At 62.5% G+C, this 16,000-nt stretch carries 19 protein-coding genes, 1 tRNA gene and 3 pseudogenes; 10 read left to right on the top strand and 13 right to left on the bottom strand.

What is annotated here, in order from left to right; translation table 11 throughout:
- Positions 1–254 (top strand): annotated as a pseudogene (locus ACLBYE_RS25110) (porin family protein); the annotation flags it as partial.
- 244 nt (positions 255–498) lie between these two features.
- Here the strand turns inward: ACLBYE_RS25110 and ACLBYE_RS25105 are convergent.
- Entirely contained in the window at positions 499–768 is a 270-nt protein-coding gene (locus ACLBYE_RS25105; RefSeq protein WP_447696251.1) for a GCG_CRPN prefix-to-repeats domain-containing protein, read from the bottom strand.
- 854 nt (positions 769–1,622) lie between these two features.
- On the opposite strand from ACLBYE_RS25105, the gene ACLBYE_RS25100 reads away from it, so the two are divergent.
- A complete protein-coding gene (locus ACLBYE_RS25100) occupies positions 1,623–1,760 on the top strand; it encodes a hypothetical protein (protein WP_170863024.1) in 138 nt (45 codons plus the stop codon).
- A 397-nt stretch (positions 1,761–2,157) separates the two neighbouring features.
- On the opposite strand, the gene ACLBYE_RS25095 is transcribed toward ACLBYE_RS25100, so the two are convergent.
- Positions 2,158–2,670, bottom strand: a complete 513-nt coding sequence (locus ACLBYE_RS25095; RefSeq protein WP_020094734.1) for a hypothetical protein — start codon at positions 2,668–2,670, stop codon at positions 2,158–2,160.
- Positions 2,671–2,816: 146 nt separating this feature from the next.
- Between ACLBYE_RS25095 and ACLBYE_RS25090 the strand changes: the two genes are divergently transcribed.
- The 3 genes from ACLBYE_RS25090 (at position 2,817) to ACLBYE_RS25080 (ending at position 4,564) form a co-directional block, all read left to right on the top strand.
- Positions 2,817–3,329, top strand: a complete 513-nt coding sequence (locus tag ACLBYE_RS25090; RefSeq protein WP_447696250.1) for a hypothetical protein — start codon at positions 2,817–2,819, stop codon at positions 3,327–3,329.
- 414 nt (positions 3,330–3,743) lie between these two features.
- Complete coding sequence (locus tag ACLBYE_RS25085; RefSeq protein WP_020094736.1) at positions 3,744–3,956, top strand: hypothetical protein; 213 nt, start codon at positions 3,744–3,746, stop codon at positions 3,954–3,956.
- 77 nt (positions 3,957–4,033) lie between these two features.
- Positions 4,034–4,564: a hypothetical protein gene (locus ACLBYE_RS25080; RefSeq protein WP_447696249.1), complete on the top strand. Its 531-nt coding sequence runs from the start codon at positions 4,034–4,036 to the stop codon at positions 4,562–4,564.
- Positions 4,565–4,876: 312 nt separating this feature from the next.
- On the opposite strand, the gene ACLBYE_RS25075 is transcribed toward ACLBYE_RS25080, so the two are convergent.
- Together ACLBYE_RS25075 and ACLBYE_RS25070 are read right to left on the bottom strand one after the other, a co-directional pair.
- Positions 4,877–5,119 (bottom strand): DUF6522 family protein, encoded by a 243-nt coding sequence (locus ACLBYE_RS25075; protein ID WP_447696248.1) that lies wholly within the window; start codon positions 5,117–5,119, stop codon positions 4,877–4,879.
- A gap of 260 nt (positions 5,120–5,379) precedes the next feature.
- Entirely contained in the window at positions 5,380–5,622 is a 243-nt protein-coding gene (locus ACLBYE_RS25070) for a hypothetical protein (RefSeq protein WP_026605189.1), read from the bottom strand.
- 116 nt (positions 5,623–5,738) lie between these two features.
- Between ACLBYE_RS25070 and ACLBYE_RS25065 the strand changes: the two are divergent.
- The 3 genes and pseudogenes from ACLBYE_RS25065 to ACLBYE_RS25055 form a co-directional block, all read left to right on the top strand.
- Positions 5,739–6,002, top strand: a pseudogene (locus ACLBYE_RS25065) (IS66 family transposase); the annotation flags it as partial.
- A 126-nt stretch (positions 6,003–6,128) separates the two neighbouring features.
- Positions 6,129–6,809, top strand: coding sequence for an adenylyl-sulfate kinase (gene cysC / locus ACLBYE_RS25060; protein ID WP_447696247.1), 681 nt, complete (start codon positions 6,129–6,131; stop codon positions 6,807–6,809).
- Between the two features lie 59 nt (positions 6,810–6,868).
- Positions 6,869–8,086 (top strand): hypothetical protein, encoded by a 1,218-nt coding sequence (locus ACLBYE_RS25055; RefSeq protein WP_447696246.1) that lies wholly within the window; start codon positions 6,869–6,871, stop codon positions 8,084–8,086.
- Between the two features lie 153 nt (positions 8,087–8,239).
- Here ACLBYE_RS25055 and ACLBYE_RS25050 read toward each other — a convergent pair whose 3' ends face one another.
- On the bottom strand, positions 8,240–8,392 hold the full coding sequence (locus tag ACLBYE_RS25050; protein WP_447696245.1) for a hypothetical protein: 153 nt from the start codon (positions 8,390–8,392) through the stop codon (positions 8,240–8,242).
- A 156-nt stretch (positions 8,393–8,548) separates the two neighbouring features.
- On the opposite strand from ACLBYE_RS25050, the pseudogene ACLBYE_RS25045 reads away from it, so the two are divergent.
- Positions 8,549–8,801, top strand: a pseudogene (locus tag ACLBYE_RS25045) (transposase family protein); the annotation flags it as partial.
- Between the two features lie 1,077 nt (positions 8,802–9,878).
- Here ACLBYE_RS25045 and ACLBYE_RS25040 read toward each other — a convergent pair.
- From ACLBYE_RS25040 to ACLBYE_RS25005, 8 genes are all read right to left on the bottom strand, one after another.
- Positions 9,879–12,041: an O-linked N-acetylglucosamine transferase family protein gene (locus tag ACLBYE_RS25040; RefSeq protein ID WP_447696244.1), complete on the bottom strand. Its 2,163-nt coding sequence runs from the start codon at positions 12,039–12,041 to the stop codon at positions 9,879–9,881.
- Between the two features lie 306 nt (positions 12,042–12,347).
- A complete protein-coding gene (locus ACLBYE_RS25035; RefSeq protein ID WP_447696243.1) occupies positions 12,348–12,554 on the bottom strand; it encodes a hypothetical protein in 207 nt (68 codons plus the stop codon).
- Complete coding sequence (locus ACLBYE_RS25030; protein ID WP_447696242.1) at positions 12,551–12,829, bottom strand: hypothetical protein; 279 nt, start codon at positions 12,827–12,829, stop codon at positions 12,551–12,553. Before ACLBYE_RS25030 ends, ACLBYE_RS25035 begins: the two co-directional genes overlap by 4 nt.
- 16 nt (positions 12,830–12,845) lie before the next feature.
- Positions 12,846–12,921 (bottom strand) — tRNA-Ile (locus ACLBYE_RS25025).
- 67 nt (positions 12,922–12,988) lie between these two features.
- Positions 12,989–13,255 (bottom strand): hypothetical protein, encoded by a 267-nt coding sequence (locus ACLBYE_RS25020; RefSeq protein ID WP_447696241.1) that lies wholly within the window; start codon positions 13,253–13,255, stop codon positions 12,989–12,991.
- Positions 13,245–13,478, bottom strand: coding sequence for a hypothetical protein (locus ACLBYE_RS25015; protein WP_447696240.1), 234 nt, complete (start codon positions 13,476–13,478; stop codon positions 13,245–13,247). The genes ACLBYE_RS25020 and ACLBYE_RS25015 overlap by 11 nt, the downstream gene beginning before the upstream one ends.
- Before the next feature lie 154 nt (positions 13,479–13,632).
- Complete coding sequence (locus ACLBYE_RS25010) at positions 13,633–14,076, bottom strand: DMT family transporter (protein ID WP_447696239.1); 444 nt, start codon at positions 14,074–14,076, stop codon at positions 13,633–13,635.
- An 88-nt stretch (positions 14,077–14,164) separates the two neighbouring features.
- Complete coding sequence (locus ACLBYE_RS25005) at positions 14,165–14,911, bottom strand: transporter substrate-binding domain-containing protein (protein WP_447696238.1); 747 nt, start codon at positions 14,909–14,911, stop codon at positions 14,165–14,167.
- A gap of 341 nt (positions 14,912–15,252) precedes the next feature.
- Between ACLBYE_RS25005 and ACLBYE_RS25000 the strand changes: the two genes are divergently transcribed.
- A partial coding sequence (locus ACLBYE_RS25000) for an IS110 family transposase (RefSeq protein WP_447696237.1) occupies positions 15,253–16,000 on the top strand: 748 nt, incomplete at its 3' end.

The raw sequence follows: 16,000 nt of genomic DNA, 5'->3' as shown, positions 1-16,000 counted from the left end.
GCTGGGCCGCCGGCGGCGGCGTCGAGTACGCCCTGCCCACCGACTCGTTCCTGAACTTCTTCCGCTCCTCGGCCGTCACCCTCAAGGTCGAAGGCCTCTACGTCAGCCTCGACCGCCAGAAGAACTCCGCCGGCGGCGTGTTCTACGGCAACCTCCTGCCCCCGAACGGCACCGCCTACCTCAACGGCGCCGCCGCCAAGACCGAGTTCGCCGTCGTCCGCGCCGGCCTGAACTACAAGTTCGGCTCCTACTGAGATCGGGTCGCGCCGCTCCCGGCCTCCGTGCCGGGAGACGCGGCGGCGGGCGAGGGGGGCAGGTCCGCCTCATCGCCCTCCGCCGCCGAAGAGCAGCCTTCCGGTTGGCCTTCGCATCCCCAGCCCGATCAAACTGGCCGCGAGGTCGGCAACACCCTGGGAGCGCACGCTCCCAGGGTGTTCCTGCGTTCCGTCACGGTGCGCCACGGCGGTCAGCCGATCGCCCCGAACAGCGGGAGCGCCGCTACCAGTACCGGTTCGGCCAGCAGCGCCGCCCGCCGCGACCGAGGTGGAAGCCGCGCGGACAGGCCCGACCGACATAGCCGCCCCACTGGCCGCCGGCGCGGCACCCGCCATAAGGGCCGCGATGGCCATAGGGCCCGCAGCCGCCGTAGACGTGCTGGATCAGCCCGTCCTGCGCGGCGGGGAGCGGAGAACCCGCGACGGGCAGCGCCGAGGCCGGCGCGGCGATGCCGACGGCGAACAGTGCCGCGGCGGCGAGGGACTTGAGCATCAACCGATCTCCAGGTCTTGGCTGAGCCGATCTCCGTCGGCACCGCTCGAATACCTGATCCCGGCTGAAGGCCGGGTGTCACGGACCGTCTCGATTGCCCGCATCGCTGGAGCTTTTCTTTAAGCGCTGCCTCGATACTGGCGCTCTACCCGCCCAAGATTCCGCCTCGACCAAGACGACGGTGTCCGCCGTACCTGCGGCCCGGATCACCCGCTCACGTCGGGAGAGCCGTCGCCGATCCGTCGCTCTGCTGCGAGGCGGTATGCTGCTGGCCGCCGGTCTGCCAGATCCAGTGGCCCGCGATGGACCCCGCGAGACGCGTTCCACGACGACGAGCGCGATCACCAGGGGCTGCAAGGTCGCGCTTTTCCACTTCCCCGGATCCGTCCACACGGTCTCCCATTCGGCTTGCGGCGAGCGGTCCGCGCGCCGGCCTGGATCGGCCCGCGCCCGTCTCTCCAGAGTCAATCCGCCGAACGGCGCGACGGGTCCGAGGCGTTGCGGCCGCAACGCGGCCATTCGTCGGCCATCCGGCACATTTGGCTCTCGGAGAGCGCGGTTGAAATGCCCGAATGTCTCAGCTGCGATTGTGCGGCGGCTCGACTGCCGCGCGTTGGGGTCCGATGCAGAGGATGAGAACTCGGCATCTCGAACAGGCGGCGGCGCGCACGTCGACGACCCGCACTCCGCTCGCCTGTGGGCCGAGGATCTGCAGCCCGATCGTTGCAAGGGTCGATCTTATTCCCGACACCTTCATGCATGCGCCGCATATCTGGCGTGAGGCATGTGGCATACCAAGAAGTTGCGTGCAGTGCGATATACCTTCTCACGCACCGCACAAAAGGACGCCGCCGATGACCCTCCTCACTGCTCTTGCCCTTCTCCCCTTCGCCGCCATCGCCAACTTCGCCTTCGTGGTGGCGCTGGCCAATCACTTCGACGCCGACAAGCCGGCCACGGGCTTCACTGGCCCGGTTCCGACGCTGGCCTGAGCCAAGTCGGGGCCCTTTCACGCAGCCTCGGTGGAGGTCCCCCGGATCTCAGGTGGGCAGAAAGGTGAACCTCTAAGCCTCATTCGGCGCCCCATTCAGGCGCAGCCAAGGCGTATTCCTGGGGCAACTATCTCGGCGTGGTCGCGCTCGTTTCCCGTGTCCTAGCGTGGACTTGGACCCACCACGTCTTACCGCGGAGGTAGGTGTCGGTCATTCCGGCACCGTCCTCGTCGAAGCATCCCACCACTGACGCGCGGCACGTTGGTCGAACACCTACGATGACTGCGCGCCGAACGGCTGTCGAGCATCAGCGTTTCGCCCGGCCGCAGCCTGGCGGATTCAGTGCCGTTCGGTGAAGCCGAATACGCGCACCAAGTCGGCGGCGCTGGCCAACTGCTCACGCGGCACTGCCCCCTCCCTGCTCCTTCAGCCTAGCTTCGTCGAGATCGGCCAATGCCTGCCGGCCAGCGTCGGTGATTCGGACTGCGCGCGACTCGCGCGGCGCCATCTCAGCCCAGCCGCAGCTCACCAGACGCGGGATGAGCGTGTCACCGTTCCATGGGATGAGCTTCACGTATGCGAGCTCGAGGAGCGGCACGAAGAACGGGCCGCGGTCAATGCGCTGAAGCAGTTGCACGTGCTCGTCTTGGATAACCACGAAGGTCTCACCAGCCACCACGGACGGGACTATGGCCGCCGTTGAGATGGTGGAGGGCCGATCCGGATCGTCGGCGACCTCCCGAGCTTGGCCGGGGTGAATGCCAGAGCTAGCGCCGGTGAGGACCGCGACCTCCACCTGTGCCCAGATGGCACGCACCTCCGGTGTCAGGCTGTCCCACGAGTCGAACTCGCGTGGCCGGGCGTATGCGAAGCGCGCGTAGTAGGCGGTGCGGCCGGGATCTGAGGTCATCGTCAACCTCCACAATGCAAGCCTGCGCAACTGAGTTGGTGGACGGAGTGAGTGGCACCGCTTGCAGCGGTCGCATCAGTGCTCCGCCGCACCTCGGAAGCCCGTAGCGAGGCGTAGGCCGAATACTCAAGTGAGGGAGTATTCCAATGAGCACAATCGATCTCTACCGATCCAATTCGCGCATTTTTACGCGCTTTATGGGATCGTGTGTGTTCGTCGCAGTGGCCCTTTGGCTGGCTCTGACTCAGCCTAATGTCGGCACTGATACCATAGTTCCTGGAAGCTTCCGGGATTATGAGATGCGCGTTGGCGTAGTGATCTTCGGCCTTGGCGCACTTGTGTGGGGCCTGAAGCTGTTCCAGCCCGACGTGGTCGTCTCCATTGGTCCTCAAGGGATTTATGACCGTCGCCTCTCGACGGATTGGATCCCGTGGAAGACGATCCGCGCCATCAAGCCTCTGCAATTCTGGATGAGCAGCTACTACCGGCTGGAGATTGGTCCCGAAGCTGCTGCGCGGATTCATTGGACGAGACGGGCTCGCTTTACATCTTGGCTGAACATCATGTTCGGGCATTGCTACTGGATCAGCGGTGCCGAACTCATCGGCGGCTTCCCTGCATTGGCGGAAGCGATCGGACGTAGTCGGCCGGACCGCTGAGGAGAGGCGAACCCGCGCGTCCTCGGAAAACTTGCATCCAGACATCTGGAACGCTCCAGCGCAGTTGGCCGTGCCCGATGGCGCATAGCCCGCACACTGGTACGAGCGAACTCTTCTCGTGTCTTAGGTTCGTCGGTAAGAAGGAACCTCATATCCGACCAAACCAAAGGGACGAAGCCCGAAGATCTCACGTCGGATCGCCCTCGCCTCAACCCGCAGGGGCACGGCAGCGGCTCCGTCAGCGGTGAGCATAGCACAGGCATCAACGGAGGTGCCAAGCAGGACTAGCCCGACAAGACAGAAGGATGAGGGCTGCTTAGAATGGACCGCTGATAGAACGGCAAATTGAACACATTAGAAAAGTAATTCAAATACCGAATACGTGCTTTGATCCCCAATAAGGAGATCAGAGCCATGACAATCACCACCACTATAAATGCCATCGGACTGGTGAAGGCGACGGAGATGATTCAGTCGGCAAGGGCGGAAGCTGCGATCGAGCACAAAGCGGGGCTGCATACCGTCTCAATGCCGGCGCCCCCGCCGGACGACGCAGGCATCCAAAGGCAAAAGAATGACCCGAAACTTCTCGCATCGCAGGAGCGTGTGGTGGACATCACCGTCTGAGTCGGGAAGGCCTGCGCCGCTTCTAATCTGCGGCTTAAAAATTCTCTCCTCACAACAAACGGGCGACGACCGATTGATTGGCTGATGAGGCTCTCGCCGTACTCGCCGATCGCTATAAGGGCGGCGCCATCAACAACACGCGCGTGGCAATCCGGAAGGTGCGGGGCACCCGTTGCGGGTACGAGATCTCTTTTGATCTGGAGGTCGTCACAGTCGGCGAGATCTACGACCGCGAGCCGATCACTACCTGTGTCGTGAAGTGGCAGACGGACGGCACCTCCGCGGTAGCCGTCGCGGGCAGCAAGGAGCGCTGGCCGACATCGTCAGAGGTGTTCCGACAAGCACTTCGGACGAGCGTCACCGACGATGGCATCTGCGCGTGGCCGTTCGGCAATGAGGGCTCCAAGGTTCGTGCCGTCCCGCTGCAGGCCGCCAGGACGGCATTCTTCGTCATCTACTTGGCCGACGGCGACGATGAGGCCAAGCGGACGGAGGCCGCCAGCAAGGTGTTTAAGCGAGCCGTCGAAGCACGCCTCGGCCGCAGCCTGATTGTCCCGGTCGCTCTCAACGGCGTCAACCACCTCTGGCTGATCGAGTTGCCAGGATGAGTACCGCGACCGGACGCCGGACAAACGAGACGCTTGTCCGGAATATCCGGCGCGTCCGCTCACCTAGCGGCGGCCGCCACTGCTCGGCTTCGTGTCTATCTCAATCGCCCTCAAAGCGTTCTCGAAAGCCTTAACCTCGGTGGTGAACGCCCTGTCCGAGCGCTCGATTAGTTTACCACTTCGGCGCAATGCCCAACCGAAATGACCCTCCGGTTTTTTCAGGGGCTCGATGGTCACCGAGTAGGGGTGCGGTACGTCAGCTGTCATGGCCGAGCTATGCAGTGCCGAAGGGCCGGCTGCAACTGCGAGGCCTTACCACATCTCTTCGTAAATGAGGGGGCCGCCTCCATGGAAGGTGCCTCTCCAGCCTCGGTTCAGCAGGCGGACGGTCACACGTGTCTGGCCCGTGCCGCTGTCATCGTCGATCTTGATCCGGGCATCGACGTGTCCCTGCCGCTCCATGCGCTTCAGGTAATCGGCATCTACACCGAGGCGTGGGGCCAACTCACACGGATCGACGACCCAGTCGCCTTGCTGGCCGAGGTTGTGCCTCATGGGCAGGTTGTGCCGCTCACCCGATCACTAGCCGGATCAGCAGGCACGCCACGGCTGCACCCGAAAGCGCGATGCCGAGCAGGTATGGGCTGGGAGCTGATCGCCGCTGTTGACGTCTACGCCAAGTCGGTGAGTCAACTTGTTGGCAGCCGCTCCGCTTGCAGAACTGGTGTTCACGTCCGGATAGGTGTGCGCGCTCATGGGCGTCTCCTGCCAGTAGGAGATACAACTCGCCGTGCCTCCGGTTGGTGCGGCCGCAGTTACCAGACATGCTCAGCCACGAGCTGTCCGCTCTGATCGAACGTGCCCTGCCACCCACCGTCGTAGTGATGAACAGTGACGCGCGCGCCCCTCGCGTCCGCCCAGCTTCCGGGGACGATCAAGACCCTGGCGTTTCCCTCGATGACGGAACGCTTCAGCGTCGTTGCGCTCACGCCGATACGCTGCGCCACATACCCGGGATTAACGATCCAGCTGCCGGGAAAATCGAGATTAAGCCTCATCGGAGAAGGCCTCCACCCAGACATCCGAGCGCGTTCTAGCGCTAAGGATTATCGCTTTCCTCATGCGAATGACGGAAGGCCGTATATGAAGCGCATTGCACCCGTGTTGCGTCCGTGACCTGACCCGCGAGTTGCAGGCCAAGCTCAGCCGCTCCCGCGATCAGCCCCTCGTCTTCCTCGCCTATCCCGGAAAGGTCGAGCCGACTAACAACAGCTCCGAGCGGCTCCTGCGTCCGGCTGTCGTCCAGCGGAAAGCGACCAACGGCTATCGCGACATGTGGCCAGCTGAGGGCGAGGCCGCCATCCGCACCGTTGTCGACACCGCGCGCCTGAGCGGTGTCAATCCATTCGGCTTCATCCTCAAAACCGTCGGCGCCTGACCCCTGCCATCAAAGGCCTGGGTAATTACCCTCCGCCGCTACGAAGCGCATCAACGTGACGTTGTAGCAACACAACCGATCACGTTTTTGTGTATCCATACCTGGGGGACAACTTAGGAGCGAAGCATGAACCGATCACGAGGCCCAACGTCGGATCGGAACCTGACTTGGCAGCACCTGCAGCCACGGGAGCAACGATGGAACGCTCTTGGCCAGCGACCAGTCATTGCTTGGCTTACTGGCCTTTCAGGCGCAGGGAAATCAACGATCGCAAACGTTGTGGATCAAGCCTTGACCGCTTCAGGACGCGCAACAATGGTGCTGGACGGCGACAATCTACGCCATGGATTGAATAGTGACTTGGGATTCACCGACCGCGATAGAGCTGAGAATGTCCGCCGTGTGGCCGAAACAGCAAAGCTGGTAGCTGAGGCTGGCCTTGTAACAATTGTCTCGCTTATATCCCCATTCTCGGCGGAACGGAAAGCCGCAAGGGCTATCGCAGGAGACGTCGCATTTATTGAAGTTTTTATAAAAACGCCTCTAATAATTTGCGAGAGACGAGATCCAAAAGGGTTATATTTTCGGGCACGCGCCGGAACGATCCCGAATTTTACCGGCATCACAGCGCCCTACGAAGAGCCGACGAAGCCTGATTTAACGCTCGCAACCGTGGGTCAGTCCATTGCCGATACAGCACGGCCACTGATCGACATGCTCTTACAGATGAGCGCAGGAGGAGAACAGCCGCTTTCCGATCAGATTTTGCCTAAGAACTTGGAGCTTACGCGCAACATGGAACTATGACTCAAAATTTTATAATACATATCGGCCCGCATAAAACGGGAACCACATCGATCCAGAATATGCTCTACGCGCGCTCTTTGCAGAGTGGCGCAAGTTTTATTTACCCCTTTGCTCATGCCGATCAGACGGGGCAGCACGAGTTTGCTCGGACAGCGTCTGAGCCTGATCATTCCAAATTTGGCGTTATGCTGGAGATTCTTTCGGGCCTAGACAAAACCTGTGTTCTTTCGAGTGAAGAGCTTAGCTTTCTGCCGGTCGCCTCATTGCAAAAGATCCGAACGGCTCTTCCATCCGCAGAATTCACTATTGTTTATTACCAGAGAAATGTCCTGTCTCTTCTTCGCTCATGGTGGCAAGAAGTAGTCAAACATGGCGGTGTCGAGGATTTTTCTAGATTTATCCTGGACGCGATCGCACTTCCTGGGAGACTGCACCTACTGGTCCCGGATCTGTTGTTGAGCAACTGGGCATCTGTTTTTGGAAGGAACGCGATTAAGATTTTCTTGTACGATCAAATTGCTGACGTGTCACAACAGTTCGCCTCCGATTTACTCGGCTTGACGATTTCCCCGGGCGAGCAAACGGACGACAACAGATCTTTTGAATACATCGAATGCGAAATGATCCGCCTTTGGAATGCATATGGTTTCGTTGGCATAGATGCAATCCAGTCGCAAGATTCTAAATTCTTGCGCACGTTAGTGGCGGAAAGAGCAGATAGATTCATGGAAAATATGACTATAGGTTATGATATAGAGGAATTTCTCAGCATAGAGAGCACCTTAATAGCTCGGTGGGGCGATCGAATCGAGGGTTTCACTGGCGGCAGATTGTTTGCTCTACGGGAGCAAGCGTACTCGTATATCAATTCAGATTTTTGGACCGCCAATCCCGACCTTGTTTCTGCCATGTGCGCTTTTGCTGAAGTCACAGCTCGCCGAAAAATCCAAAGTTCGGGAACATCACCGATCCTACGTGATCTTAGATCGTGCGAGAGGGATATGGACGCCTGGAACCAAATCGAAATTATTTTGGCTGCGGCGCGCCAGAGGGAACAGTTGCTTGAACGTCAATTGGCCAACGAGACAGAGCGGTCACATGCGTTAGAAATCGTCATATCGACACTGGTCTCCAGCATTACCTGGCGCGGACTCAATCGATCTAAATTCAAGGAAATTTTGACGAATGTAGCTAAGTCGACGCCCAGCGACGGAGCGACTGCACACCGTCATGAGGTATATCTATATCAAGCTCAAAAACTCTTAAATGATTGTTAATTATTGTTTTCCATGTATTTTATTGTTGTCCAGATCAAATCAAGCCTGTCAGACCACGGGCCGTTGCCTACTGCGACCTTCTAATCGCCGCCGAGGAATGGCGCGCAGCCGGGATTAGGCTGAGCGGCGCTATCGCGGATCCGCGGCAGCACATCATAGCAGGCCGTCCGACGTCGGCGCGGTCAGCGTCTTCCAGGCGCCCGTCATCAGCTTCGAGAAGGCCAGCGCGGCAGCTAAAGCCTGCGCCTTGGACGGGAAGGTCCAGTCCGATTCGTTCACCGTCATGTGGGAGGCGTCGAGCAGCACCCAAGTCTAGAGGTGGCGGCCGGCCACGCGGATTTCGAAGTGCATGGCTGGCTCGGTACGGTATGATCTTCCTTCGGCTTTGCGGTTCTCCTGCACTTTGCGTGGAACGGTCGCGGTGACGAGGATGGCACCGGGTGGTTCACCAAGCGTTTGATCCTGTCCTCATCCCTGCCGGGCTGTACCATCGGGCGCGTCATCCGGACCGACGGTCGTCTTCGCGCAAGTGCGGCGTGTGCACGGGCAGTGTCCAACCTGTGATACGACCAGCTCTGTCGTTCACAGCCGCTATGAACGCCGTCCGGCCGATCTGCCGAGCATCGGGCAGCCCAGGACGCTGCGCCTACGCGTCCGACGCTTCTACTGCTGCGAGATTGCCTGCCGCCGTCGTACCCTCGCTGAGTCACTCCCCTAGCTGATGCCGCCGCGAGCACGCTTGGCGCGCCGGCTGACCGTTACCGGTTTTCGCTCAGAAGTTGCCGCATATTGGCCATTGAGATCGTCATACAACCTCCCCGTTCTTCGAACCCGAGGGCGACACGTCGGGCCGCCTATCGCGGAAGGGTGCGCTCGTGAACCTCATCTTCCTCGTTCTGTCGGCCTTCGTAGGCGCAGGACTTTCGATTGTGGCTATATGGCCGTCGCTGGGAGCGATTTCGATTTTTGTGGCACCGGTCGGGGCAGCCGTAGCATGTGTTGTAAGCGCTGCCTTGTTGTTCGCTCTGCGGCGCTCATCATCATCGAGCAGCCGCACATCTTCTGTCACCACTATGCAGAGCCTCAAACCGCAACAGCAACCTGCCACTAGTGCTACGAACGATGATCAGGCTGAGCTGAAGCGTTCGGCCTGATCCATCCTTCCTCTGATTCTTTGTAGTCAGAGACGCACAAGTCTGGGGGGCCGCCGGTCTGGGAGTTCGCGGCTTGGGTCAGCCGAATCGCCTGACGAGTCTCGGCTTTCCGAACGTCGTCCACACTGCTCCACTACGATCTCGCGCGGCTCGGCGGCTGGTTGAAGCGCGCGGGCGCCTGAGCTTGTTCCGTTTTCGTTCGCGAGCGGGGGGCCACCAGAATGGGGCACCTGGGGGATGCAGGGCCTAGTCGGGTGTACGTCGACTGCGCCACCTGCAAGCGCTCGGGCCGCTATACCGTGGTCAGCCTGATCGGTCGCTACGGGGCCGACATCTCGACGCTCGACCTGCTCCGGCACCTGACGGCCTCGTGCCGCTATCAGCGCGCGCCCGGGGCGCCGCCCACGCGGAAGTACGAGCACCTGTGTCTGGCCGCGATCACGCTGCCGCCGGCCGCCAAGCAGATCCCGCCCGTGCCGCTGGGTGTGCCCTACACGGTCGAGATCTGGCGAGAGACCGGCGGCAATGTCGAGCTGCACCTCGCGACGATCTACCCGCTGTCGATGGCCAAGGCGCGTTCGATGCAGCATGCCTGGAATGGCCGACGCACAAGGTCACCCTTCGAGACCGCGCGCGGGTCATCGAGAGGCGGGAGAGGCTACCTCGCTGGGCGCTGTCTCGGCGCACCAAAGCCGCCACATCTCGCTAAGGGCCAGACCAACCTCCCTGGCATGGCCGGCGTGATCCATGTGGGGGCTGGCGACCAAGCGCTCGCGCAGGCCGCTGCGCAATTTGAGAAGTTCGTCCGGATCGCCGGCGAGACGGCAGGCGATGGCGACATAGCTGTCGACATCGCGGGCGATGAGATCCGGGAGCCCTAGGATACCGAGAATGGCGGCGCCCACCCGCGAGATTGTTTGGGGTCCGGCGAGCGTCACTACAGGGACGCCCATGTAGAGCGTGTCGAAGGTGGTGACGTTGCCATTGAACGGGAATGCATCCAGCGCGATGTCGACATTGCCGTGCATCTCATAGCGATTTGCTGCATTGCGAGGCGCGAAGTCGATGCAGTCGACGGGCAATCCGCAGCTCGCCAGACGTGCTTCCACTGGCCCTCGCGTCCTTGGATCGCCGATGTCGGTGACAATCAGCATCAGCCGGGAGTCGGGCACCGCTGCTAAAATTGCGGCCCAAGCCGTAAGCACGGCGTCAGTCAGCTTCTCGAAGCGATTGAAGCAGCCGAAGGTGACGTGCCCCTTTATCGTAGAAGGCGGCCTCTCGGCGACGTCCGGCGCAGGTAAGAACGGCTGGTAGCAGGTGCCGGCGCCGGACACCCGCCAGAGGACCTCGGAATGCAGATGTTCGGTCTCGCCGATCGGGTCGTAGGCCGCGTCAGTGAGGCGGTAGTCTATGGCGGCCAGCCCCGTAGTGACTGGCAGTCCGATCCAGGTCACCTGAACCGGCGCAGGCTTGCGCGCGAAGACCAGCAAGCGGTTGCCGCCACTATGACCGGCCAGGTCTACGAGTATGTCGATCCGATCGGCCTCGATCAGGTCCGCTATGGCCTCGTCGTCGAGAACCTCGATTGGACGCCAAGAGTCGAAACGAGCCTTCAGCGTGTCAGTCACCGCGTCTTCGCGACTGGTATTGCTATAGGCGATGAGATCGAGGCGCTCTCGATCGGCGTGGTGCAGGAAGGGCTCGAGGAACCGCACCACTGGGTGATCGCGAAAATCCGCCGAGACGAAGCCGATGCGGAGACGTCGGTCCGTTCCGCGGGCGTTGGCGAATGGCCGAAGGCGCCGCAATGAGTCAGCATGGCGGCGGCCAAAGGCTTTGGCCATCTCCGCAAAGTCAGACGCTGAGCTACGTTCGGAAAAGAGGACCGCGTGCGCGAGGTTGCCATGCGCGAATGCAGCGGCGGGATTGATCGCCAGAGCGGCCTCAAAGGTTGCAACTGCCTCTTCGGTGCGCCCGAGCCTGTGCAGTACCGCGCCGAGGTTGTTGTGTAGTTCGGCTGAGCCGGGAATTCGGGCAATCAGTTGGCGCCAGCAGGCCGCAGCATCCTGCAGGCGCCCCGTCTCTTGATAGAGATCGGCTAAGTCAATGCGAGTGTTGTCCGACGTCGAGTCAAGCTCAAGCGCTTTCTCGAAGGCCGCGATCGCGGCGTCGAGATTGGAACTCGCCTTGAAGGCTCTGCCGAGATCGGCGAAGAACGTGGTGTTCCCGCCGTCGCGGTAGACCGCGATGGTGATTAGGTCGACGGCGTGCTGCGCGCGCCCAATGCGCAGTGCGACGAGTCCAGCGAGATGCGCTGCGCCAGCATTCTCTGCGTCGAGTAGAATGATAAGGTCGATCAGGCGTTCGGCCTCTTCGAACTGCTCGGATTCAAAGGCCAGGCGAGCATTGGCGCCGAGCATCAACACCAGCGGCCTGCACTCGCCGAATACGATCTCGCGCGAAAAGCCATGCACGAGGAACCGTTCGAGAATGACACGGGCATCGTTGACCCGGTCGCAGGCGAGTAGCGCCCCAGCTAGCGCGACCCAGCGCGACGGCTGCTCAGGTGTGGCACGAAGTGCCTCGGTATGATGGATAACCGCCTGAGCATGGTCGCGCAGCAGCGTGGCGATCAGGCCAAGATTGTAATGCGCGGCCCCGTGTCCTGGCTCAAGGCCGAGGCAGCGATTGTATTGACGACCGGCTTCCTGAAGTCGTCCGGCGGCGTGATGCGCGGTGGCCTTCTGCAGAACACGACCCAGTAGGGCGTTCGGCTTTCGCAGCGGCTTGCCCAGTTCCATCACAGGTCCTTCCGACGTCACCGCACCATCGGGAGGCATGCTTAACGAGGCGTAAATCGTTCAGGTTGTTCCGCAGCCGAGCGCCACCGGATGACGTTCCGGCGCAGCTCTCTGACCGCGAGGCCGTCAGCCTCCAGGCGCACCAGCGCGCGGGCAGCGTGCATGCCACGCTCCCGGCCAGGGATCCCGGCGCGCTCAGCGATCTCGACGGCGGTCGCAGGCTCGACCGTTAGCGCCGCCAGCACGCGCGGTCGGAGATCCTGACGCGGCCGGGCGCCTCGAGGCGATGGGGTTGTTGGCATGGCGCTACCCCAGCGCGATTAGCATCCAGGTGCGTGCCTTCGCCATCAGGTCGCCGTCGCCGGCAGATGGCTCGGAGGCGATCACGCGGGCGATGATCTCGCGTGCATCCACGCCGCTGATCCCGCTTCCCTGTACGAAGCCGCTCAGCCGCTCCATCAGGCGTTCGACGGTCGCCTCGCGCTCTGCGTCGGGCTCTGGCGCACTGGTCATGGCTTTGCCACTCGGCTTCTGGGTAAGTCGACGCGACCGAGTCGGGTCGCCTTCGCGATCAGATCGCCGTCGCTGAGGACCTCGCCGTCAACCATCCAGAACTCAAGGGTGGCTCCCAACGGCTCGACGGAGTAGTCCGCCGCGATCAGGGCGGCAACGGCTTCCAAGACACGGGCGTAATCGCTCATCCCTTCACCGGATTCGCCAGCAGGATCGGGCTCCAAACCATACGGAGCCTGCGTCCGGTCCTCTCCGTTCTTCTCGATGAAGATCACGCTAGCTGCTCTGACATGGTGGGCCCGGCAGGACTCGAACCTGCAACCAGACCGTTATGAGCGGTCGGCTCTAACCATTGAGCTACAGGCCCCGAGTGCGCATAGCCGTCTCAGCCCTTTCAGCGCAAATGGCCTTCGTCCAAGAGGGAGTGAACGAGATCAGTGCCTGACTGGCGGTACGAGGCCGGCAAAAGCTGCCATCCCGTTTGCTTCGACCACCGCCTTGAAGGCATCGTATGCCTCTCGGTCAGTCGCGAAGGTCTGCTGCCAAGCGGTGCAGCCGCCGGACGACAGATCGATCACCACTAGCTGCCAAGGATCCTGCATGTTGGCATATCGGTAGATCTCGACGTCGACGATCACACCGTCGCGACTGAAGGAGCCCGACAGCGGAGAATGCTCGAATTCTCGATCCTCATCGTCCACGGACCGCTTCCATTCGTTGTACGGCGTTGCCCACGGCCTCACGCAAGGCAGGCGGCCAAGCCACATCATGCTCGTGAAGGAATTGGGCGGCGCTGATGAGCGCCTTAAGCCTTTCCGGATGGGCAGACTCCTCGGTCTTTGACTGCAGGAACTGCTCTGCCAAGGCCGTGGCTAGCCGAAGGATTTCGTTCAGTTCCTCGGGCTGGGCGTCGGTGTCGTTCACTTCAGATAGCCCTTCGCCTTCAGGCGCTCGGTTTTGAAGAGGGACCTCTCGTCACTCGCATCAATTCCGAGCTCAGACACCGGGCGAGTTCCTCACTTGATAGCCATCGCCATCCTACCAGAAAAGAGGCTGGCAGCTTGGAATGGGATCAGCTTCAGAAGAGCGCAACGAGCCCGACACCAGCTACCATCAGCAGGCCGCCGACGATCCGCCAGAAGCTGGCCGGATGCACCTTGAAGCCGACCAAGCCAAAATGGTCGAGCAGGATGGAGGTCACCACGCCGGCGGTCACCAGAAGCCCGAGGAACGCCCCGGCCCCGACTTGGCGGGCAATAAGCAGTTGCGCGATCACGACTCCGCCACCCATGAAGCCGCCGCCCCATGCCCACCACGGCACCTGCGACAGCTCCTGCGTCGTCGGCCATGCCAAGCGCCGGGATATGAGGCCGATGATCAAGACGGTCAGGGCGGTACCGATTCCAACGACCAGACCAGCCACGAGCGGTTGAGAGAAAGTCCTGGCCAGCGTGCTGTTCTGGCCTGGCTGGATGGCGTTCGCGATCCCAGCCAGCAGGACGGCGCCGTACAGGTACCACATGGTCGAGATCCAATCGGTGAGATCTCGCTAGGTAGGGCTGTTCGCGTCTCTTCCACGTCCCATGGAACGCCGCGCGCGGGTCGGCTCGTCAGGGCGCGACCGCGTCGTCATGGAAGCCCTGGGCATCGAAGATCCGCCGAACGACGCCGGTGTGCTTCGCCTCATCCATCCAAGCCGTGACGCGGGCGAGGGCGGCGGGCCGGCCCTTCGGGACGGCGACGGCGACCTGCGTCTGCTGGAAGCCGCCCGCGACGATCCGGGAGCCCGAGACCTGCAGGACCATCCGCCGCAGCGTGTCGCGCGAGAGGGCGAAGGCGTCCGCCTGGGCGGCGCGCATGCGCGCGACCGCCTCGGCCACGGATGGGATGGGGAGGGGCTGCGTTTGAGTGAGCGTGCGGGCGGAGGCGCGGAACGTCGTCGTACCCTCGATCGCCTCGACCCGGAGGCCCGGCCGGTCCACCTGCGCCACGTCGGTGATGCCCGATTCGGCGCTGGCCAGATAGGTGCTCTCCAGATCGTAGTAGCCCGGCCCGAAATTGATCACCTGCCGGCGGGTCGCGTCGACAGGCATAAAGCTGACATCGATCGCCGCGGCCTGGAGGGCGGCCGCCGCGGCGCCCGAGTTCGGGAACAGCGCGACGGTCAGTGGCAGGCCAACCTGGCGAGCGAGATCCGCGCTCAGATCGGCCGTCACGCCGTCGAGTCGTCCATCGGCGGCGCGGCAGACGAAGATCGGGCCGGCGGTCGGCGCCTCGACGAGACCGACCCGGAACGTGCCGGTCGGGGCCAGTTCGGCCCTCGAAGTCGCGTCCTGAGCGTGGCCGGGCAGCGTCACGGGAGCGGGAAGGGCAGCCGCGGATCACGCCGCCCGCACCGACTCGCAAGCGGGCGACACGATCCGCCCGAGGGGCAGGGCCGAGCGCCGCTAACGTCTTGAGAAGATTGGCGCGCCAGCCTGAACGAAAATGCGAGCACTTACGTCATTGAGGTGGCACGATAATTTTTGAGGCTCGGCGGCTGCTCGTCACGCCGCTATCAGCGGCGGACCCTCTCCAAGCCGCAACGCAACTTTACAAACCAGATGGGGTGGATGGCTCCCGCTCCGACTGACGGCTCTGGGGGCCAAGATGTGGTCGCTGTCGAAGCAGCAGCCACGCATATGCAGGAGCCATCCCCATGGAGATCACCACCGTCGGCATTGATCTGGCCAAGAGCATCTTTCAGGTTCACGCCGTCGATGCAGCTGGGCACGTCGTCGTGCGCAAGGCCTTGAGGCGGGCGCAGGTCACGCCGTTCTTCGCCAAGCTGCCGCGCTGCCTGGTCGGCATGGAGGCGTGCGGCACGGCGCACCACTGGGCCCGGGAGCTCATGAGCCTCGGCCACGACGTGCGGCTGATGCCGCCGGCTTACGTGAAGCCGTACGTGAAGCGCGGCAAGACCGATGCGAACGACGCCGCCGCCATCTGCGAGGCGGTGACGCGTCCGAGCATGCGCTTCGTGCCGGTGAAGGCGACCGAGCAGCAGGCGGTGCTGGCGCTGCACCGGACACGCGACCTGCTGGTCAAGCAACGCACGCAGCTGGTGAACATGATCCGAGGCCTGCTCGCCGAGTTTGGGATCGAGATGGCGCGGGGCCTGCGCCATGCGCTCGAACTGGCAGCCCGGCTCTCGGCCGGAGACGCGGCCGAGGTGCCGCCGCTCGCCCAGCGCGTGGTGACCGGGCTGGCCGCGTCGGTGAGCGAGCCCGAACGCTTCCGCTCCGGTCGGCAGTTCGCGGCCTCGTTGGGCCTGACACCACTGCAGAACTGCAGCGGCGGCAAGGAGCGCCTGGGCCGGATCTCACGCATGGGCGACCGCTACCTGCGCCGGCTGCTCGTGGTCGGCATGACCTCTCTGGTCCGGCGCGCGAAGGCGATGCCGACCT

It is taken from the genome of Methylobacterium sp. A52T (assembly GCF_053346095.1).
This window is presented reverse-complemented; position numbering and strand designations above follow the sequence as displayed.